This window comes from Mesorhizobium sp. BR115XR7A (assembly GCF_020165315.1).
Classification (GTDB): Bacteria; Pseudomonadota; Alphaproteobacteria; order Rhizobiales; family Rhizobiaceae; genus Mesorhizobium; species Mesorhizobium australicum.
Genome location: NZ_JAIUHW010000018.1, coordinates 18,231 through 37,059, shown reverse-complemented (window position 1 = coordinate 37,059; position 18,829 = coordinate 18,231). Strand labels below are relative to the sequence as shown.

The 18,829-nt window shown below is 63.2% G+C and carries 17 protein-coding genes and 2 tRNA genes; 15 read left to right on the top strand and 4 right to left on the bottom strand.

The annotated features are described in order from the left end of the window. Positions 1-2: 2 nt before the first annotated feature. The 3 genes from LB557_RS28685 to LB557_RS28675 form a co-directional block, all read right to left on the bottom strand. The gene (locus tag LB557_RS28685) at positions 3-1,025 is read right to left on the bottom strand and encodes an aldose epimerase family protein (protein ID WP_224643314.1); all 1,023 of its coding nucleotides are present in this window, start codon (positions 1,023-1,025) and stop codon (positions 3-5) included. A gap of 86 nt (positions 1,026-1,111) precedes the next feature. Then, entirely contained in the window at positions 1,112-2,569 is a 1,458-nt protein-coding gene (locus LB557_RS28680) for an NAD-dependent succinate-semialdehyde dehydrogenase (RefSeq protein ID WP_224643307.1), read from the bottom strand. Between the two features lie 183 nt (positions 2,570-2,752). Beyond that, entirely contained in the window at positions 2,753-3,703 is a 951-nt protein-coding gene (locus LB557_RS28675) for an AEC family transporter (protein WP_140873573.1), read from the bottom strand. Positions 3,704-3,760: 57 nt separating this feature from the next. On the opposite strand from LB557_RS28675, the gene LB557_RS28670 reads away from it, so the two are divergent. The 10 genes from LB557_RS28670 (at position 3,761) to LB557_RS28625 (ending at position 11,715) form a co-directional block, all read left to right on the top strand. After that, positions 3,761-4,009 carry a hypothetical protein gene (locus tag LB557_RS28670; protein WP_140873571.1) on the top strand — a complete coding sequence of 83 codons (249 nt, stop codon included), beginning with the start codon at positions 3,761-3,763 and terminating at the stop codon, positions 4,007-4,009. Positions 4,010-4,102: 93 nt separating this feature from the next. Continuing rightward, the gene (locus LB557_RS28665) at positions 4,103-4,651 is read left to right on the top strand and encodes a histidine phosphatase family protein (RefSeq protein ID WP_015317470.1); all 549 of its coding nucleotides are present in this window, start codon (positions 4,103-4,105) and stop codon (positions 4,649-4,651) included. 230 nt (positions 4,652-4,881) lie between these two features. Further along, positions 4,882-4,955, top strand: a tRNA-Tyr gene (locus LB557_RS28660). A gap of 1 nt (position 4,956) precedes the next feature. Beyond that, positions 4,957-5,021: transfer RNA gene (locus tag LB557_RS28655), tRNA-Met, on the top strand. 357 nt (positions 5,022-5,378) lie between these two features. Beyond that, positions 5,379-6,521 (top strand): slipin family protein, encoded by a 1,143-nt coding sequence (locus LB557_RS28650; protein ID WP_224643308.1) that lies wholly within the window; start codon positions 5,379-5,381, stop codon positions 6,519-6,521. 175 nt (positions 6,522-6,696) lie between these two features. Continuing rightward, a complete protein-coding gene (locus LB557_RS28645; protein WP_010909964.1) occupies positions 6,697-6,978 on the top strand; it encodes an acyl carrier protein in 282 nt (93 codons plus the stop codon). 55 nt (positions 6,979-7,033) lie between these two features. Then, entirely contained in the window at positions 7,034-8,224 is a 1,191-nt protein-coding gene (locus tag LB557_RS28640) for a beta-ketoacyl-ACP synthase (RefSeq protein ID WP_224643309.1), read from the top strand. A gap of 44 nt (positions 8,225-8,268) precedes the next feature. After that, positions 8,269-9,540, top strand: a complete 1,272-nt coding sequence (locus LB557_RS28635) for a beta-ketoacyl-ACP synthase (protein WP_224643310.1) — start codon at positions 8,269-8,271, stop codon at positions 9,538-9,540. Between the two features lie 36 nt (positions 9,541-9,576). Further along, positions 9,577-10,605, top strand: a complete 1,029-nt coding sequence (locus LB557_RS28630) for a zinc-binding dehydrogenase (protein WP_224643311.1) — start codon at positions 9,577-9,579, stop codon at positions 10,603-10,605. A 126-nt stretch (positions 10,606-10,731) separates the two neighbouring features. After that, complete coding sequence (locus LB557_RS28625) at positions 10,732-11,715, top strand: lipid A biosynthesis lauroyl acyltransferase (RefSeq protein ID WP_181171093.1); 984 nt, start codon at positions 10,732-10,734, stop codon at positions 11,713-11,715. Between the two features lie 70 nt (positions 11,716-11,785). Here LB557_RS28625 and LB557_RS28620 read toward each other — a convergent pair whose 3' ends face one another. Continuing rightward, complete coding sequence (locus tag LB557_RS28620) at positions 11,786-12,214, bottom strand: L,D-transpeptidase (RefSeq protein ID WP_140714882.1); 429 nt, start codon at positions 12,212-12,214, stop codon at positions 11,786-11,788. A gap of 215 nt (positions 12,215-12,429) precedes the next feature. On the opposite strand from LB557_RS28620, the gene LB557_RS28615 reads away from it, so the two are divergent. From LB557_RS28615 to LB557_RS28595, 5 genes are all read left to right on the top strand, one after another. Next, the gene (locus LB557_RS28615) at positions 12,430-13,710 is read left to right on the top strand and encodes an acetylornithine deacetylase/succinyl-diaminopimelate desuccinylase family protein (protein WP_224643624.1); all 1,281 of its coding nucleotides are present in this window, start codon (positions 12,430-12,432) and stop codon (positions 13,708-13,710) included. A 162-nt stretch (positions 13,711-13,872) separates the two neighbouring features. Beyond that, complete coding sequence (locus tag LB557_RS28610; RefSeq protein ID WP_224643625.1) at positions 13,873-15,351, top strand: ABC transporter substrate-binding protein; 1,479 nt, start codon at positions 13,873-13,875, stop codon at positions 15,349-15,351. A gap of 34 nt (positions 15,352-15,385) precedes the next feature. Beyond that, positions 15,386-16,333, top strand: a complete 948-nt coding sequence (locus LB557_RS28605) for an ABC transporter permease (protein ID WP_224643626.1) — start codon at positions 15,386-15,388, stop codon at positions 16,331-16,333. Continuing rightward, positions 16,330-17,199: an ABC transporter permease gene (locus LB557_RS28600; protein ID WP_015317460.1), complete on the top strand. Its 870-nt coding sequence runs from the start codon at positions 16,330-16,332 to the stop codon at positions 17,197-17,199. Before LB557_RS28605 ends, LB557_RS28600 begins: the two co-directional genes overlap by 4 nt. Next, positions 17,196-18,818, top strand: coding sequence for an ABC transporter ATP-binding protein (locus LB557_RS28595; RefSeq protein WP_224643627.1), 1,623 nt, complete (start codon positions 17,196-17,198; stop codon positions 18,816-18,818). The genes LB557_RS28600 and LB557_RS28595 overlap by 4 nt, the downstream gene beginning before the upstream one ends. The last annotated feature ends 11 nt before the right edge of the window (positions 18,819-18,829 follow it).

Below are 18,829 nucleotides of genomic sequence, written 5' to 3'. Positions count from 1 at the left end.
AGTTAGCCCTGCCGGAAGCGATATTCCGTCACATGGTGGTAGATCGCGCCAGGCCATAGCGTCGCCTGCGGGAAATAGGGCCGGTTCGGCGCGTCGGGCCATATCTGCGGCTCCAGACAGAAGCCGCTGAAGGCCTTGTAGTTCCGCCCTTCAAGGCCGGTGCGTGGCGTCACATATTGCCCGGTATAAAGCTGGACGCCGGGCTCGGTGGTCCAGACTTCCATCTCGACGCCGGAACTCGCCCCTTGCACCCAAGCTGCCTCCTTGAGCGGACCGCGCGCCGCGGCCAGGCAGAAATTCTGGTCGTAGGATAACTGTTCGCCCTCGGTCTCCATGCGCAGCGGCCGCGCCTGGCGAAAATCGAAAGGCGTGCCGTCGACCGGCTTGACCACCCCGGTCGGGATCATGTCGCCGTCGACAGGCAGATAGGCGCCGGCGTTCAGCATCATCCGATGGTCGAGAATGTCGCCGGTGCCGCCATCGTCGAGATTGAAATAGGAATGCTGGGTGAGATTGCACGGCGTCGGCTCCTCGCAGGTCGCCGTCAGTTCGACGCTGAGCGTGCCGGGAATTTTCAGCCGGTAGGTGCAGGTAACGTCGAGCGCTCCGGGAAAGCCCATCGCGCCATCGGGATCATGCAGCGTCAGCGTGACGAAGTCCCTGCCATGCAGCGAAACCGTCCATGGCCGGTGGGAATAGCCTTGCGAGCCGCCATGCAGCGTATGCTTGTCCAGGAAGTTGCGCTCGGTCTGATAGCGGTTGCCGCCAATTGTGAAACGAGCGTCGCCGATGCGGTTGGCGTAGCGCCCAACCACCGCCCCGAAGAAGCCGGTATCGGTCTCATACGCTTCCAGAGTGCTGTAGCCGAGAACCAGCGGCGCATCATGCCCGGCCAGGCGCAGGTCCTGGACGATGGCGCCGAGCCCGATGATGTTGGCGGTGAGGCCGCCGCCCCTGATCGTGAAGCGGCGGACCGGTTCGCCTGCCTGCGTCGTGCCGAAAACCTCGCCGTCCTTCATCATCATGCCCGCAAACGTCAGTGGATCCAAAGGACTTCGGCTGGTTCTTCAGCCTCGAGGCAGGTTTACGAGCCTGCCACAGGACTAGCCTATCAGAGGCCGAGGCCGCCGATGCACACATATTTGGTATCGAGGTAATCCTCGATGCCCTGATGTCCGCCCTCCTTGCCAAGTCCGGATTCCTTGACGCCGCCGAACGGTGCTTCAGGTGTGGTGATCAGCCCTTCATTGACGCCGACCATGCCGTATTTCAGGCCTTCCATGACCCGGAAGGCGCGGCCGAGATCGCCGGTGTAGAAGTAGCAGGCAAGGCCGAACTCCGTGTCGTTGGCGAGTGCCACGGCCTCTTCCTCGGTCTCGAACTTGAACACGGGAGCGACCGGCCCAAAAATCTCTTCCTTCATAAAGCGCATTTTCGGCGTCGCGTTGGCGATGACCGTCGGCTGGAAGAACGAACCGCCGAGCGCGTGGCGCTTGCCCCCGGCGACGACCTTGCCGCCCTTCGCCGTGGCGTCGGCAATCAGCTCCTCGACCTTCTCGACCGCCTTCTCGTCGATCAGCGGCCCCTGCTGGACGCCCTCTTCCAGGCCGGAACCGACCTTCAGCCCGTTGCTGGCCGCGGCGAGTTTCTCGACGAACTTGTCATAGACGCCGGCCTGGACCAGGAAGCGGTTGGTGCAGACGCAGGTCTGGCCGGAATTGCGATATTTGGCGGTGATCGCGCCGGCCACGGCACGCTCGATATCGGCGTCGTCGAAAACGATGAACGGCGCGTTGCCGCCGAGTTCCATCGATACCTTCTTGACGGTCACCGACGATTTCTGGATCAGGATCTTGCCGACTTCGGTGGAGCCGGTGAAGGTGATCTTCTTGACCAGCGGATTGGCGCAAATCTCGTCGCCGATCTCACCGGCGGCGCCGGTCAGGATGTTGACGACGCCCTTGGGAAAGCCGACTTCCTCGGCAAGCGCCCCCCAGGCAAGGCCGGAATACGGCGTCTGCGAGGCCGGCTTGACGACGGCGGTGCAGCCCGCGGCAAGTGCGGGACCGAGCTTGCGGGCCAGCATCGAGGACGGGAAATTCCACGGCGTGATGGCGGCGATGACACCGACCGGTTCTTTCGTCACCAGGATGCGGCGGTCCGCCCATGGCGAGGGCACGACATCGCCATAAGTGCGGCGGCCTTCTTCGGCGAACCACAGGATGTAGGCGGCAGCCGAACCGATCTCGCCCTTGGATTCGAACAGCGACTTGCCCTGCTCGATGGTGAGCAGTTCGGCCAGCACGTCCTGATTGTCCATCATCGCATCATGCAGCTTGCGCAGCAGCTTCGAGCGCTCGAGCGCGGTCGTCTTGCGCCAGGTTTTGAAAGCTTCATCGGCGGCCTCGATGGCGCGGCGAGCTTCTGCCTTGCCCGACTTCGGTACGGTGCCGATCTTGAGGCCTGTAGCCGGATTGTTCACGTCGACCGTCTGGCCGCTGTCGGCCTGCACCCATTCGCCGTTGATGAGATTGGCCTGCCGCATGAAATGGCTGGTTTTCTGAAGCATGGTCTAGCCTCCGTTCGGCGCTCACGGGCCGCTATCTGGATGTCTTCGGTAAAGCGCAGGCAGGGCCGCGCGCTGGAGCCATTGCTCTTAACCTAGGGAAAGCCCCGCAAGCAATCGCAAGATGGCATATAGGGGTTGGACCAGCACAAGACGAGAGCGCGTTGGCGTACAGCGTCGCCAACCTTACCCGAAAACATGCAGGACAACCGTCAGCCAGAAAGCGGTGGTGATCGCCGCGCAGGCCGTGGCGATGGTCATCTGGTTCGATGCCAGCGCCTGGCCGGTGTTGAACTGCACCGCGATGAGATAGGAATTGATGCCGGAGGGCAGCGCCGCCACCACGACCGCCACCTTGGCGGTCAGGGGCGGCAGGCCGAGCAGCCAGACGAAGGCAAGAACCAGTGCCGGCATCAGGAACAGTTTGAGCGCCGAAAGCGCCAGCGCCGGCCGGACATTGCCTGATATCCCGAAGCGGCGCAGGCTGAGCCCCATGGCAAACAGCGCCACCGGCCCGGCCGTATCGGCCAATGCATCCACCAGGCGCATGGCGAGACCAGGCAGCGGCACGCCGCTGAGCCGCCATGCCAGGCCCAGGACAATGCCGATGATCAGCGGATTCATGAACAGCCGCCTGAGGAAACTTCTGATAACGCGCAAGGGATGCACGTGTTCGCCGCTGCCGCGCCCGAACATCTCGAACAGCACGATCGAAGCCATCATCATGATCGGCAGATGCACCGAGACCAGCAGCGACAGCACTTCGAAGCCGCTCGGGCCGAATATGCCGAGGATGAAGGGGGCGCCGAGCAGCACGATGTTGGAGAAGGCCGACGAGACGCCTCCGACAACGCCGGCGCGGGCATCCCGCCCGAATATCCGCGTGATGACGAGATGGCCGGCGGCCCAGGTGATCGCCGCCGCCGTGAAATAAGCACCCCACAGCGGCCAGGGCGCCACGCCATGGAAATCCGCCGTCACCATGGTCTGGAACAGGAGCAGCGGCATTGCCACCGAGACCGCGAAGTCGGATATCCCCTCGCCGCTCGCCGGTCTCAAATAGCCCGTGAGCCCGGCGAGATAGCCGAGCGCGACAAGACTGAAGACGAACAGGACGGTTTCGGTAAGCGGAGACATTTTTCAGGGATAGGCGAGCCACGGTCGCTGCGCAATCGCACCCGGTCATGCTGCTCGATGCCTGCCGCACCAATCCGTTTCCTGCCGATGCCATGGGTGCGGCGTGCGCCAACCCACTCGGCCGAGCCGATCGGAGCTGGCGGGCTGGAACCGGTGCGCGGCGGCAAGCCCGAATACCTCAAGGCGATTGCCTTCTTCGATAATGCCAAACAGGGCTTTACCGAAGCCGGCTACACGATCCCCATCCCGCTCACCGATCAGAAGATCGATCTGGTGAAGCAGCAGCTCGCCAAAAGTGAGGCGTGAGACGCGGCTGACGCCCGGCTTGTCTTTGTGCCTGCTTTCCAATCCTTATATGCGAATGGTTGGAGCCCGACACGGGAGCATGGAAGGGTGGCGATGATCCGGTTAGCCTTGGCGTTGTTCCTGCTTGTCGTCCCCGCCGCCGCGCACGCGACGGACGCCGGCTGGGCGCTGCTGCGCGATGGCGGCCATGTCGTGCTGCTGCGCCACGCCATGGTCACCGGCACCACCGACCCGGCCAATTTCGACATCGGCAATTGCGCCACCCAGGTCAATCTGTCGGCGCGCGGCAAGCAGCAGGCAAGCAAGATCGGCGCCCTGTTTGCCGCCCGCGCGGCTCCCATCGAGCGCATTTTGTCCAGCCGCTATTGCCGCTGCCTCGACACCGCGCGCACCGCCTTCGAAGCCGAGCCGGAGCTGTTCGCACCGCTCGATCTCCTGAAGGGTGACGATGCGCAGAAAGCAGCGCAGATCGCCGCCATCATGAAGGAAATCCGCGCCTATTCCGGCTCCGACAATCTGGTCCTGGTCACCCATCTCGAAAACATCGTGGCGCTGACCGGCGTGTCGCCGCGCGAAGGCGAAGCAGTGGTGGTCGAGCCGCAAGGCGACGGCTTGCGCGTACTCGGCCGCGTCACCTTCTGAGAACCACTGCTCCCGAACGCGGGCGCGGCAATGAGTGTTGCCGAAATGCCACCGCCGAAAGAAGCCGCGAATTCGACACGACAATGTCGCTTGCGACAACCCGTCGCAGGGGCTATAGGCGCGCTCCCGGTCACGAAAACCGAAGCGAGCACACCGGTTGGAGCTTTCGTCTCCGCCCGTGCAGACGGCTTTGCCGCCCTGTATACGGCGCCGCTTTGGGGATTGGGATCGCGGATGTAGCTCAACTGGGAGAGCGCCGGACATAATCCGGAGGTTGTGGGTTCGAGTCCCGTCGTCTGCACCACGGATAGCTCAGTTGGTAGAGCATCAGACTCATAATCTGATTGTCGAAGGTTCGATTCCTTCTCCATTGGCTCGATAAGCCAGCACCCTGCCAGGTGTTATCTGAAACGGTCCGGGGACTGGAATGCTGAAGACGTGACGGACGGCCGAGGCCTTCGGGCCAGGACGTATCGAAAGGTCCGATGCCATCGGCTCGCGGCCAGGCTCGCGGTGATGGTCAAGGCGCAGTGTCGCCGGCAAGGGAGGCTCGCCTCCGGCGCCCGCTTCGCTGCCCCGTGATCCGCTCCCGCAGGCCCGCCGCGCATCGATGCCACCAGTCCCCGGATCATTCGTGTCCGGAATTGGAAGTGAAACGAGAAACGAAGGGAAGATCGACGCATGACGTGACGCCTCGCATGGGGCCATGCCCGACAGGAGTAAGACAATGACTATTCTCGATACAGTTCTTGGGCGCGAGCGCGTCCTCGTTAAGGAAAACGAACGTGCCCTCACTCTCTACAAGGGAGAGATCAAGGCTGTCCTGCTGCCGGGTGAGCACTGGCTCGCCAACCGGAACCAGAGCCTTGAGGTGTCCCGGCACGATCTGAAGAGCCCGGAATTCGTTTCGGCGTACGAGAAGGCGTTGTTCGACAAGCTCCCGGACGTGGCCGCGCGTCATTTCACCATCGTGCGCACCGGGCGCACGGAAGTTGCCGTCATCGAGCGTGACGGCAACCTGCATTCCGTGCAGGCCCCCGACCGTAAGCTGGTACTGTGGACCGATGCCGGACCGTGGAAGGTGACGGTGATCGACACCTCGGCCGATCTTGCCATCGATCCGGCTGTCATGCGCCGGCTCGGCCAGGCTCGGAAGGCGGAATTGATGTCCGTTCACCCGGTTGTCGACGGCCAGGCCGGGCTGCTGTTCATCGACGGTGTCCTTGTGCGGACGCTTGCCGCTGGCGTGCACGGCTTCTGGAACGTCGGACGGATGGTGCAGATCAAGGTCGTCGACCTCAAGCGCCAGTCGCTCGATGTCGCCGGGCAGGAAGTGCTGACCAGGGATCGCGTCACGGTCCGCGTCAACATCGCGGCCGAATACCGGGTCATCGACCCGGTCAAGGCGGTGAGTGCGGTGAAGGACTTCTCCGAGGCCCTCTACCGCGCCCTGCAGTACGCGTTCCGCAAGACGCTGGGCGCGCTCACGCTCGACCAGATCCTCGAAAAGAAGGTGACGGTCGACGAGGAAGCGGCGGCCAAGGTCCGTGCCGACATGGCCGAGATCGGGGTCGAGGTCAGCGATATCGCGCTCAAGGATGTCATCCTGCCGGGTGAGATGCGCGAGATCCTCAACCAGGTGGTTTCGGCCGAAAAGCAGGCCGAGGCCAACGTCATCCGCCGCCGCGAGGAGACGAACGCCACGCGTTCCCTTCTCAACACGGCCAAGGTGATGGCGGAGAACCCGGTGATGCTGCGGCTGAAGGAGCTCGAGGCTCTGGAAACCATCGCCGGCAAGGTCGAGCGGCTGACCGTCCACAACGGAACGGGCGGGCTGCTGAACGATCTGGTCAAGCTCCGCGACAGCTGAGCTTACGTAGCGTCAACGGAAGGGCCACCGGGTCGACCGGCGGCCCTTCTTGCGTTTCCTGGGCATCCTACCCATCTGCACCCGGCTTAACAGGCCTTTTCCTGCCGGGAAAAACCGATTAGACAGCGCCCAAACGAATGCGGACAGATTCCGCCCGCAAAGAAGGAAAAGCCCCTTGTCTACAACGTTCGACAAAGTCGCCAAGATCATTGCCGACACCAGCGAGATCGATATCGACACCATCACGCCCGAGAGCCACACCATTGACGATCTCGGCATCGACAGCCTCGACTTCCTGGACATCGTGTTCGCCATCGACAAGGAATTCGGCATCAAGGTGCCGCTGGAAAAGTGGACCCAGGAAGTCAATGACGGCAAGGCTTCGACCGACGATTACTTCGTCATGAAGAACCTGTGCGCCAAGATCGACGCGCTGGTTGCCGCCAAGACCGCCTGAGGTCATCAGGGCGCGTGACTTGACGCGCTCCGTCACCTGACCCACAAAGCCGCTCATGAGCAGCCCCCACGACGTCGTCATCACAGGTATCGGCCTTGTTTCCTCGCTGGGGGAAGGTCCTGACGCCCATTGGCAAAAGCTGGCGCAACCGGGCCGGGAGCCGGTGCTCGAGGCCGGGCGCTTCGCGCCCTACACGGTTCATCCACTGCCCGAGATCGACTGGAACCTGCAGATCGCCAAGCGCGGCGATCAGCGGCAGATGGAGACATGGCAGAGGCTCGGCACCTATGCAGCGGGCCTCGCGCTCGACGACGCCGGCATCAAGGGCAATGACGAACTCTGCACCACCATGGACATGGTTGTGGCGGCCGGCGGCGGCGAGCGCGACGAAGCGGTCGACGCCGACATTCTAGCCGCTTCGGAAAACCGCAACGACCGCGACGTGCTGCTCAACGAGAAGCTGACCACCGAATTGCGACCGACGCTTTTCCTGGCGCAGCTTTCCAATCTGCTCGCCGGCAACATCTCCATCGTCCACAAGGTGACCGGCTCGTCCAGGACCTTCATGGGCGAGGAAGGCGCTGGCGTCGCCGCCGTCGAGACGGCAGCCGCGCGCATTCGCTCCGGCCAGTCGACGCACATCCTGGTCGGCGGCGCCTTCCAGACGGAACATTCCGACATGCTGCTCGGCTACGAGCTGGCCGGTTACCTGCATCGCGGCCCGTGGAAGCCCGTCTGGCAAAGGCAGGGCGCCGAGGGCGGCGGCGTGGTCTCAGGTTCCGGCGGTGCCTTCCTGGTGCTTGAGCAGCGCGAACACGCGGCAAGCCGCGGACGCAAGATCTACGCTGAACTCGGCCCCGTCGTCTCCGGCCGCGCCAGGCGCGCGCGCGGAGAACTCGACGCCGAGATCGCTCTCCTGCTCAAACAGGCGCTGCCGCTGAACGGCAAGCTGCTCGCCATGTCGGGAGCATCGGGCGCGCATGCGGCAACATCGGCCGAAAAGGCGGCGCTCGACGCCAATCCGGCGATATCGGCGCGCGGTTTTACAACGTTGACCGGGCACATGAAGGAAGCGCAGTTTCCCTTCGCCGTAGCGCTGGCGGCACTCGCGGTCGACCGCAAGGCCGCCTACCCTGTCTTTGACGCCACGGCCGAAAAGCCGTTTGAAGGCATTCCCGCGAGCGTCCTTGCAACGGCGATCGGCTATCACCAATTCGAGGGCATGGCGCTGGTCAACGCCGCTTGAGGCGGCGTCTGGCGAACGCACTGCAGAGATAAGAGGGCTCCCGGATGGCCAATTTCAGAGATCACATGGGCAGGCCCGTGGTTGCCGTCACTGGTATCGGTGTGGTGACCTCGCTCGGCGTCGGCAAATCAGACAATTGGGCCGCGCTGACCTCGGGCAAGTCGGGCATCCACCCGATCACCCGCTTTCCGGTCGATCACCTCAACACACGGATCTCCGGCATGGTCGATTTTCTGCCGTCGAGCTCCAAGGGAGCAAGCCTTCTCACCTATGAACTGGCGGAAACCGCGGCTCAGGAGGCTGTTGGCGAAGCCGGCCTGAATTCCGGCGATTTCGGAGGCCCTCTCTTCCTCGCCTCGCCGCCGGTCGAACTCGACTGGCACGATCGCTTTTCGCTCTACAATTCCGACAAGCAGGATTCCGGCGCCGAAAGGCTGCTGCGCGTGGCGCGCGGCCTGAAGGAACTCGATCTCTTCGAAACCACCCAGTTCGGCTCGATCGCCGACCGGCTAGCCAACCGGTTCGGCACGCGTGGCCTGCCGATCACGCTCTCGACGGCTTGCGCCTCCGGCGCCACCGCCATCCAGCTCGGCGTCGAGGCGATCCGCCGTGGCGAATGCGACCGCGCGCTGTCGATCGGCGCCGACGGCTCGGCGACCGCCGAGGCGCTGATCCGCTTCTCGCTGCTGTCGGCGCTCTCCACCCACAACGACAATCCGGAAAAGGCTTCCAAGCCGTTTTCCAAGGACCGTGACGGCTTCGTTTTGGCCGAGGGATCCGGCGCCCTGGTGCTGGAATCGCTGGAGGCGGCGCTTGCCCGTGGGGCCGCCGTTCTCGGCATCCTCAGCGGCTGTGGCGAAAAAGCAGACGATTTCCACCGCACGCGCTCCAAGCCGGATGGATCGCCGGCGATTGCCGCTGTCCGGGCCGCACTTGCCGATGCGGGTCTCGGCGAAGACGAGATCGACTATGTCAACGCACACGGCACCTCGACGCCAGAAAACGACAAGATGGAACACCTGTCGCTGTCGACGGTGTTTGGCGAGCGCATCGGCTCGATGCCAATCTCGTCCAACAAGTCGATGATCGGCCACACGCTGTCGGCGGCGGGCGCTGTCGAAGCGGCGTTTTCGCTGATGACGATGCGCGAAAGCGTCATTCCTCCGACCATCAACTATGACAATCCTGACCCGGCGATCGTGCTCGACGTCGTGCCGAACAAGAAGCGCGATGCGCAGGTTCGCTCCGTTCTGTCGAACTCCTTCGGCTTTGGCGGCCAGAACACTTGCCTTGTCATGGCGCGGGAACCGGTCTAAGCGAGCCCTTTCCGCTTAACAGAACCGACAGGCTCCATGCGCGCACTGCAACTTATCGAGGACCGCCGCCTTGAAACGGTGGACCTGCCACCCCCGCCGCCTCCCGCGCTTGGCGAAGTGACGCTGCGCATCAAGGCGGTGGCGCTGAACCACATCGACGTCTGGGGTTGGCGCGGCATGGCCTTCGCCAAGCGCAAGCTGCCGCTGGTCGTCGGCGCCGAGGCCTCCGGCGAGGTAGAGGCGGTCGGTCCCGGCGTTTCCAGCCTGCTGCCCGGACAATTGGTATCGATCTACGGCGCACGCACCTGCGGCCTCTGTCGTGCCTGCCGCGAAGGCCGCGACAATCTGTGCGAGCATGTTTCGGGCGTTCACGGCTTCCATCTCGACGGTTTCGCGCAGGAGAAGATCAACCTGCCGGCGCGCCTGCTGGTCCCCGCCCCGCCCGGTGTGACCGATATCGGGGCCGCGGTGGCGCCCGTTACCTTCGGCACCGTCGAGCACATGCTGTTCGACAATGCCAAGCTGGAACCCGGTGAGACGATCCTCGTCCATGCCGGCGGATCCGGCATCGGCTCGGCGGCCATCCAGCTGGCCAAACGGATGGGCTGCACGATCATCACCACGGTCGGCTCGAACGACAAGATCGACAAGGCCAAGGCGCTCGGCGCCGACCATGTCATCAACTACCGCGACGATCGTTTCGAGGGCGTCGTGCGCAAGCTGACGAAGAAGAAAGGCGTCGACGTGGTGTTCGAGCATGTCGGCACCGACACCTTTGCCGGTTCGATGCTGTGCCTGAAGCGCGGCGGTCGCCTTGTGACCTGCGGTTCGACCTCCGGCGTGTCGACTCAGATCAACCTGATGCAGCTCTTCCAGCAGCAGTTGAAACTGCTCGGATCCTTCGGTTGCCGGATGGAGAACATGGCCAACGCCATGCAGAAGATGGCCGCTGGACAGGTCGCTCCGGTGATCGACACCGAGGTCGGCTTCGACGATATCGATGCCGCGCTGAAGCGCATGGAAGGCCGCGACGTTTTCGGCAAGATCATCCTGCGCGTCGCCTAGAGTCGGATGATTTCAGGTCGAATTGACCTGAAATCTGAATCCGCCTCTAAATCAAGGAATAGAGCATGATGTCATCCGAAAACCGCTTCACACTTTTCGGCATCATGCTCTAGAGCCTCGATTTCCGTGCTCAAGAAGCTTCGCCGCGATCTGAAATTTCGCTATGGCAGACAATTGCGCCAGGTGAATTACTGGTTTGTTGCGCGTCTCGCGATGGTCATCATGTCGCTGCTGCGCCTGCTGCCGGTCGACAGCGCGCTGAATTTTGCCGACCGCACCGCACGCCTCATCGGTCCGAGGGTCGGACGCCACCAGGTCGCCCTCGACAATCTGCGCAAGGCCTATCCGGAAAAGAGCGAGGACGAAATCCGGGCCATCGCCTCCGACATGTGGGGCAACATGGCCCGCCTTGCCGCTGAATACATCTTCCTCGACGCCCTGTTCGACTATGATCCAGCGGCCGGAAAGTCCGGCCGTATCGAGGTCAAGGGAACAGAGCATTTCGTGGAGATCGCGGCCGAGAAGCAGCCGCACATCGTCTTCACCGGCCATCTCGGCAATTTCGAGCTGCTGCCGGTGGCGGCCGCGACCTTCGGCATGAACATCACGGCGCTGTTTCGGCCGCCCAACAACCCCTACCTCGCCGACTACATCCTTTCGACAAGGCGATCCACCATGGGAGGCTTGCTGCCTTCGATGGCCGGTGCCTCGTTCGCGCTGGCGGGGGTGTTGGAGAATGGCGGCAATATCGGCGTTCTCGTCGACCAGAAATTCTCCAACGGCCTGGACACGACCTTCTTCGGCCGTCCCTGTCAGAGCAACCGCGTGCTCGGCACCCTTGCCCGCCACTATGACTGCGACGTCTATCCGGCGCGTTGTATCAGGTTGCCGGGCAACCGCTTCCGGCTCGAGATCGAGGACAAGTTGGTGCTGCCGCGTACCGCCGACGGCAGCGTCGATGTCCACGCCACCACCCAGATGCTGAACGACGTCGTCGAGCGCTGGGTCCGAGAGGATCCAGGCCAATGGATGTGGTTCCACAAAAGGTGGGAGATCAGCAAGTGGCGGCGGAAAAACCGCACCAAGCCGGCTCCCGTCTCAAACACATGAGCAAGCCGCTGGCGGGAACGTGAGTTCCTCCGCCAGCAAACAAAGCCTGTATCAACAAATCGCCAATTGCCTAATTGGTGACGACGATGCGTGTATTGCCGAAGCCCACTTCGCGGACCATTGAATAGAAGGCCGCGGCATTGGCTGTATGCAGCCTTACGCAGCCATGCGAAGCCGGACGGCCGAGCTGCCTGACGGCGCCCGTTCCATGGATGGCATAGCCGCCACGGAAGAACACCGAGTACGGCATCGGCGACATGTCGTATTTGCGCGAATACCACATCCGCGCCGTGCGCTGCGGCCGGTAGGTGCCACGCGGCGTGAAATAGCCCGGACGGGCGGTCGAGACGGCCCACCTATAGACAGAATCGCCATAACGAACCGTCATCGTCTGCGACGACACGTCGATGTTCGCCACCAATGTGGCCGCCTGACTTGCCGCCGATGCGCCAAACAGCGCAACGACCAATACTGCTGCCTTGAGAAATGACATTTTCATGCGATCAAACCCCTTTGATTGCCCTTGCCTGCTCGCCATCACGTTGTTTTTCACCTTTTTAATGGCGGTGAACAGATAACACACAGTCTTTGACCAATTCGCCAATCCAAAGCAGTGAATTTGAACGATTTCCCGCGATAGTTGCCACAACGACACGTTGCACGGGTTTGATCACGGGCTTGCAAAACCACTGGGATCGCTGCTCAACTCGCGGCATGAACGGGCGACTCCTCAAGGCAATCGACATCAGGCGCGACGAGTTGGTGGCGCTGACCGCCGACCTGATCCGCTTTCCGACCATAAATCCACCCGGCGAAGCCTACGGGCCATGCGCCGACTATATCGGTGCGCGGCTAAGGAAGAGCGGCTTCGAGACCGAGTTCATCCGCGCCGACGGCACGCCCGGCGACACCGATCGCTATCCGCGCATCAATGTCGTTGCGCGGTTTGATGGACGGTCACCTGGTGCCTGCGTCCATTTCAATTCGCATATCGACGTTGTCGAACCCGGCGACGGCTGGACCGTCGATCCGTTCGCCGGCATCGTCAGGGATGGCAAGGTCTATGGACGCGGCGCCTGCGATATGAAGGGCGGCCTCGCCGCCTCCATCATCGCTGTCGAAGCCTTTTTGGAAGTCTTTCCCGACTTTCCGGGCGCCATCGAGATCTCGGGAACGGTCGATGAGGAATCCGGCGGCTTCGGCGGCGTCGCCCACCTGGCCGGCCTCGGCTATTTCTCGAAACCCAGGGTCGATCACGTCATCATTCCCGAGCCTCTCAACAAGGACCGCATCTGCCTCGGCCATCGCGGCGTCTGGTGGGCGGAGATCGAGACCAAGGGTGAGATCGCGCACGGCTCGATGCCGTTTCTCGGCGACAATGCGGTGCGCCATATGGGCGCGGTGCTGCAGGCATTCGAGAACGAACTGTTCCCGGCACTCGACCGCAAGATCACGCGCATGCCGGTGGTGCCGGAAGGCGCCAGGCGCTCGACCATGAACATCAATTCCATTCACGGCGGCCAGACCGAGGATTTCCGCCCCGGCCTGCCCTCCCCCAACGTGCCCGATTCCTGCCGTCTGACCATCGACCGCCGCTTCCTTCTCGAGGAGGATCTGGCCACGGTCAAAGCCGAAGTGACCGGCATTCTCGACCGGCTGAAGCGCGAGCGCAAAAAATTCGACTACGAGATCCGCGATCTGATGGAAGTACTGCCGCTGATGACCGAGCGCGACGCGCCCGTCGTCAAGGCGGTGGCGCAAGGCATTCATGCGATCTTCGACCGCGAGCCCGACTACGTCATTTCGCCCGGCACCTACGACCAGAAGCACATCGCCCGCATCGGACATATCCACGACTGCATCGCCTATGGCCCGGGCATTCTCGACCTCGCCCATCGGCCGGACGAGTGGGTCGGCATATCGGACATGGTGGAATCGGCCAAGGTGATGGCGATCGGGCTCAACGTGCTGCTGCGCGGCACGGCCACGGGATAACCCCTGCATCGCGATAAGCTTCGGCCCGCCGACAGGGCTGGCACGACAAAAACATTCCCAGCCATCCTGCCTGGCAGCACGAAACGCAATTTACTCCCACGCGAAATCACGCTTCTATCGCCCGGCTTGAGCACGTGTCCTGAACGCATGGGGAGTTGCACGATGAGATTGTGGAAAACCATTCTGGCCGCCGCGGTTCTCGCATTGGCCGCTGGAACCTCCGCCTTTGCGGCCCGAACCGACCTGGTCATCGGCATTCCGCTCGAACCGCCGCATCTCGACCCAACCGCTGGTGCCGCTGCGGCGATCAAGGAAGTGCTCTACGCCAATGTCTTCGAGGGCCTGACCCGGATCGGACCCAATGGCGAAGTGCTGCCGGATCTGGCGGAAAGCTGGACCATTTCCGATGACGGCAAGGTCTACACCTTCAAGCTGCACACCGGCGTCAAATTCCACGACGGCGCCGATTTCAGCGCCGATGACGTGAAATTCTCGCTCGACCGTGCCCGCGCCGACAATTCGGTCAACGCGCAGAAGGGCCTGTTCGCGGCCATCGACAAGGTCGATGTCATCGATCCGGCGACGGTGAACGTCACGCTGAAAAACCCGCAAGGATCCTTCCTTTACAATATGGGCTGGGGCGACGCGGTGATGGTGTCGCCGAAATCCGCCGACACCAACAAGGAAAACCCGGTTGGCACCGGCCCGTTCAAGTTCCAGAACTGGGCCAAGGGATCATCGATCACGCTGGTCAAATCTGACCATTACTGGGGCGCTCCGGTTTTCCTCGCCAAGGTCGAGTTCCGCATCGTGCCGGATGCCGCGGCCTATGTGCCGGCCCTTTTGTCCGGCGACATCCAAGCTTTCCCCTTCTTCGATCCCGACAGCCTCGCACAGGTCAAGGACGATCCGCGTTTCAAGGTGGTGATCGGTTCGACCGAAGGCGAGACCATCCTCTCGATCAACAACAAGAAGCCACCTTTCGACAAGCTGCAGGTCAGGCAGGCGATCTCCTACGCGCTCGACCGCAAGGCGATCATCGACGGCGCCTCGGCCGGCCTTGGCCTGCCGATCGGCTCGCATATGTCGCCGGCGAACAAGGACTATGTCGACCTCACCGGCCTCTATCCACACAATGTCGACAAGGCCAAGGAACTGCTGAAGGAGGCCGGGCTGGAGAACGGCTTCAAGGCAACGCTGAAACTGCCGCCGCCCAGCTATGCACGGCTCGGTGGCGAGATCATCGCCTCGCAACTTCGCGATGTCGGCATCAACCTGGAGATCATCCCGGTCGAATGGGCGCAGTGGCTGGACCAGGTGTTCACCAAGAAGGATTACGACCTGACCATCGTCTCCCACACCGAGCCCAACGACATCGATATCTATGCGCGCAAGGACTATTATTTCAACTACGACAATCCGACCTTCGACAAGGTGATCGCCGACCTCAACCTCACCTCCGACGAGGCCAAGCGCAAGGAACTGCTTGGCGAGGCGCAGAAGATCCTGGCCGACGACGCCGTGGTCGGCTTCCTCTACGAATTGCCCAAGGTCGGTGTCTGGGACGCCAAGCTGCAAGGCCTGTGGGAAAATGCGCCGATCCAGGCCAATGACCTGACCAAGGTGAAGTGGAGCGAGTGAGGTTCGTGGTGCGCGCGCCACTCCCTCGCCTTCCATGAGCGCCTACCTCCTCAAGCGCCTCGCCGTCGCTTTAGCCACGCTGGTGCTTGCCTCGATGGTGGTGTTCGCCGTGCTGGAGATCCTCCCCGGCGATCCGGCGCGGCTGATGCTGGGCATGAACGCCAGTGCCGACCAAGTGGAACTCTTGCGCAACCAGATGGGCCTCAACGCGCCGATCGTACTGCGCTATCTGCACTGGGCCGGCGGCTTGCTCACCCTCGATTTCGGCCGCTCCTATACCTACTCGGTCCCGGTCATCGATCTCGTGCGTGAACGGCTGGCCGTCTCGCTGCCGCTGGCGCTGATCGCGCTCGCGCTCTCCACCTTGATCGCCATTCCGGTCGGCCTGTTTTCGGCCAGCCGGCGCGGACGGGCCGGCGATACGATTTCAATGGGCGTCGCGCAGCTTGGCGTTGCCGTGCCCAATTTCTGGTTCGCGCTGATGCTGATCTATGTCTTCGCCGTCTGGCTGCGTCTGGTCCCGGCCGGTGGTTTTCCTGGTTGGGGCGCCGGCGCCTGGCCGGTACTGAAATCGCTGCTGTTGCCGGCGGTGGCGCTTGCCTTGCCGCAAGCGGCGATCCTGGCGCGCGTCACCCGCTCGGCGCTGATCGAGGTGCTCAACGAGGATTACATCCGCACCGCCCGCGCCAAGGGCCTGCCCTATCGAGCCGTGCTGTGGCGGCACGCGCTACGCAACGCCATGATCCCGGTGCTGACCATCCTTGGCCTGCAGTTCGCCTTCCTGCTCGCCGGCACCATCATCATCGAAAATGTCTTCTATTTGCCCGGACTCGGCCGGCTGGTGTTCCAGGCGATCACCCAGCGCGACCTGATCGTCGTCGAGAGCGTCGTCATGCTGCTGGTCGCCGCCGTCATTGCCGTCAACCTCGTCGTCGATCTTTCCTATGCGGTGGTCGATCCCCGCCTGAGGACCCGGCAATGACGCTGCGCATCGACATCCCCGACGAGACGTTCCGCGGCATCCTGGTCAAGGCGTTTGGGAACACCGCTTTCGTTACCGGTTTCGTCATCACCGTGCTGATCCTGGCGATGGCTGTCGTCTCCTATGTCTGGACACCCTTCGATGTGACGAGGCTCGTCATAGCGGACAAGACGCAAGGTCCCTCGCTGGCGCACTGGTTCGGCACCGACCATTTCGGCCGCGATATCCTGTCGATGATCATGGTTGGCGCCCGCAACTCGATCGCCGTGGCGCTGGTCGCCGTCGGGATCGGCATGGGTGTCGGCGTGCCGCTTGGCGCCTTCGCCGCCGCGCGCGGCGGCCTCGTCGACGAGGCGCTGATGCGCATCAACGACCTCGTCTTCGCGTTCCCCGCGCTGCTGTCGGCCATCATGATAACAGCCATCTTCGGGCCGGGCGCCGTCAACGCGATCATAGCCATCGGTATCTTCAACATTCCGGTGTTCGCCCGCGTCGCCCGCGCCGGCGCGCTGGCCGTCTGGCCGCGTGAATTCATCCTTGCCGCGCGCGCCGCCGGTAAGAGCAGCACGCAGATATCGATCGAACACGTGCTGCCCAACATCGCCACGCTGCTCCTAGTGCAAGGCACAATCCAGTTCGCGCTGGGCATCCTGGCCGAAGCTGGGCTTTCCTATCTCGGCCTCGGCGCTCAGCCCCCAATGCCGAGTTGGGGCCGCATGCTGTTCGACGCCCAGACGCGCATGGTGGTGGCGCCGTGGATGGCGATCTTCCCCGGCATGGCGATCGTCGTCACCGTGCTCGGCCTGAATCTTCTGGGCGACGGCATCGCCGACATTCTCGACCCGAAGTCGCGGCGGCAGCGATGAGCCTGCTCGAAGTCGATAATCTGTCGCTGGTCATCGGCGACACACAGATCCTGAAAGATATGGAGCTCTCCGTCGCGCCCGGCGAAGTGATGGGGCTGGTCGGCGAATCCGGCTCCGGCAAATCGATGATCGCGCTGACGGTGATGCGGCTCCTGCCCCATGCCGCACGCGCCACCGGGCGCATCACATTCGACGGCATCGATATTCTCGGCGCGACCGAGGACCAGATGTGTGCCTTGCGCGGCGACGACATCGGCATGGTTTTCCAGGAGCCGATGACGGCGCTCAATCCGGTCAAGACGATCGGCGAACAAGTCGCCGAAGGCATACGCTGGCACACCAGGGCAAGCCGTGCCGACGCCGAGGAGCGGGCGCGAAAAATGCTCGACCGCGTCGGCCTGCCCGAAGCGAAATTCCCGCTGTCGCGCTATCCGCACGAATTGTCGGGCGGCCAGCGCCAGCGCGTCGTCATCGCCATCGCCTGCGCGCTGAAGCCGAAGCTGCTGATCGCCGACGAGCCGACGACGGCGCTCGACGTGGTGCTGCAGGCACAGATCCTCGACCTCCTGCGCGATCTCGTGGCGGAGAACCGCATGGGTCTGCTGCTGGTCTCGCATGATCTCGCTGTCGTAACAGAGATGGCCGACCGCATCACCATCCTGCGCCATGGCGAGGTGATGGACGCCGGCGACACGGCGCGTACGCTCTCGGAACAGTTCCATCCCTATACGCGCCAGCTGGCGCAGGCCTCGATGCATGTTCCGGCGCGCGCCAAGCCTCATCGTGTCGGGATGGACCAACCCTTGCTGCAGGTTGAGGGCGTCAGCCGCGACTACCCCGGCCGGCGCATCTCGCTGTTCAGGCGCGCGCCCGACATACTTGCGGTCGACGATGTCTCCCTGTCGATGGCGCCGGGCCAGTCGGTGGCGCTGGTCGGCCGCTCCGGCTGCGGCAAGTCGACCCTTGCCCGCATGATCCTGGCGTTGGACCGGCCGAGTTCGGGCGTGATCCGCTTTCGCGGCGAACCCATCACCGGCAGGAGCGAGGCCGAGCTGAAGCCGGCCAGGCGCGATATGCAGGTTGTCTTCCAGGACCCCTACGGCTCCTTCGATCCGCGCCAGAAGGTCGAAAAACTGGTCGCCGAACCCCTGCATGTCCTGGAGAAAAAACCGACGCGCGCCGAGCGCCGCGAGATGGTGGCGCATGCGCTGCACGAGGTCGGCCTCGACCAACGCGACATGGACAAATATCCGCACGAATTTTCCGGCGGCCAGCGCCAACGCCTGTCGATCGCCCGCGCCATCATCACGCGCCCCAAGCTTGTCGTCGCCGACGAGCCGGTCTCGGCGCTCGATGTTTCGATTCGTGCACAGATCCTGGACCTCTTCGCCGGACTCAACCGGAAACTCGGCATCGCCTATCTCTTCATCACTCATGACCTGGCCGTCGCCCGCGCCATCACGGATGAGGTGCTTGTCATGCATGACGGCAAGATCGTCGAGCGCGGCAGGACGAGCGAAGTGCTCGATCAGCCACAATCAGAGGCGGCCAAGGCGCTTGTCGCTGCGGCGCCGGATCTGCGCCGGGCGATCGCGAAACGGATGCAGGAACAGGGGTGAGTTGCCGATCC

What these genes read in the sequence shown, in the direction of transcription:
- LB557_RS28685 (WP_224643314.1), bottom strand. Translation starts at nt 1,025, where the DNA reads ATGATGATGAAGGACGGCGAGGTTTTCGGCACGACGCAGGCAGGCGAA.
- LB557_RS28680 (WP_224643307.1), bottom strand. Translation starts at nt 2,569, where the DNA reads ATGCTTCAGAAAACCAGCCATTTCATGCGGCAGGCCAATCTCATCAAC.
- LB557_RS28675 (WP_140873573.1), bottom strand. Translation starts at nt 3,703, where the DNA reads ATGTCTCCGCTTACCGAAACCGTCCTGTTCGTCTTCAGTCTTGTCGCG.
- LB557_RS28670 (WP_140873571.1), top strand. Translation starts at nt 3,761, where the DNA reads ATGCCTGCCGCACCAATCCGTTTCCTGCCGATGCCATGGGTGCGGCGT.
- LB557_RS28665 (WP_015317470.1), top strand. Translation starts at nt 4,103, where the DNA reads ATGATCCGGTTAGCCTTGGCGTTGTTCCTGCTTGTCGTCCCCGCCGCC.
- LB557_RS28650 (WP_224643308.1), top strand. Translation starts at nt 5,379, where the DNA reads ATGACTATTCTCGATACAGTTCTTGGGCGCGAGCGCGTCCTCGTTAAG.
- LB557_RS28640 (WP_224643309.1), top strand. Translation starts at nt 7,034, where the DNA reads ATGAGCAGCCCCCACGACGTCGTCATCACAGGTATCGGCCTTGTTTCC.
- LB557_RS28635 (WP_224643310.1), top strand. Translation starts at nt 8,269, where the DNA reads ATGGCCAATTTCAGAGATCACATGGGCAGGCCCGTGGTTGCCGTCACT.
- LB557_RS28630 (WP_224643311.1), top strand. Translation starts at nt 9,577, where the DNA reads ATGCGCGCACTGCAACTTATCGAGGACCGCCGCCTTGAAACGGTGGAC.
- LB557_RS28620 (WP_140714882.1), bottom strand. Translation starts at nt 12,214, where the DNA reads ATGAAAATGTCATTTCTCAAGGCAGCAGTATTGGTCGTTGCGCTGTTT.
- LB557_RS28615 (WP_224643624.1), top strand. Translation starts at nt 12,430, where the DNA reads ATGAACGGGCGACTCCTCAAGGCAATCGACATCAGGCGCGACGAGTTG.
- LB557_RS28610 (WP_224643625.1), top strand. Translation starts at nt 13,873, where the DNA reads ATGAGATTGTGGAAAACCATTCTGGCCGCCGCGGTTCTCGCATTGGCC.
- LB557_RS28605 (WP_224643626.1), top strand. Translation starts at nt 15,386, where the DNA reads ATGAGCGCCTACCTCCTCAAGCGCCTCGCCGTCGCTTTAGCCACGCTG.
- LB557_RS28600 (WP_015317460.1), top strand. Translation starts at nt 16,330, where the DNA reads ATGACGCTGCGCATCGACATCCCCGACGAGACGTTCCGCGGCATCCTG.
- LB557_RS28595 (WP_224643627.1), top strand. Translation starts at nt 17,196, where the DNA reads ATGAGCCTGCTCGAAGTCGATAATCTGTCGCTGGTCATCGGCGACACA.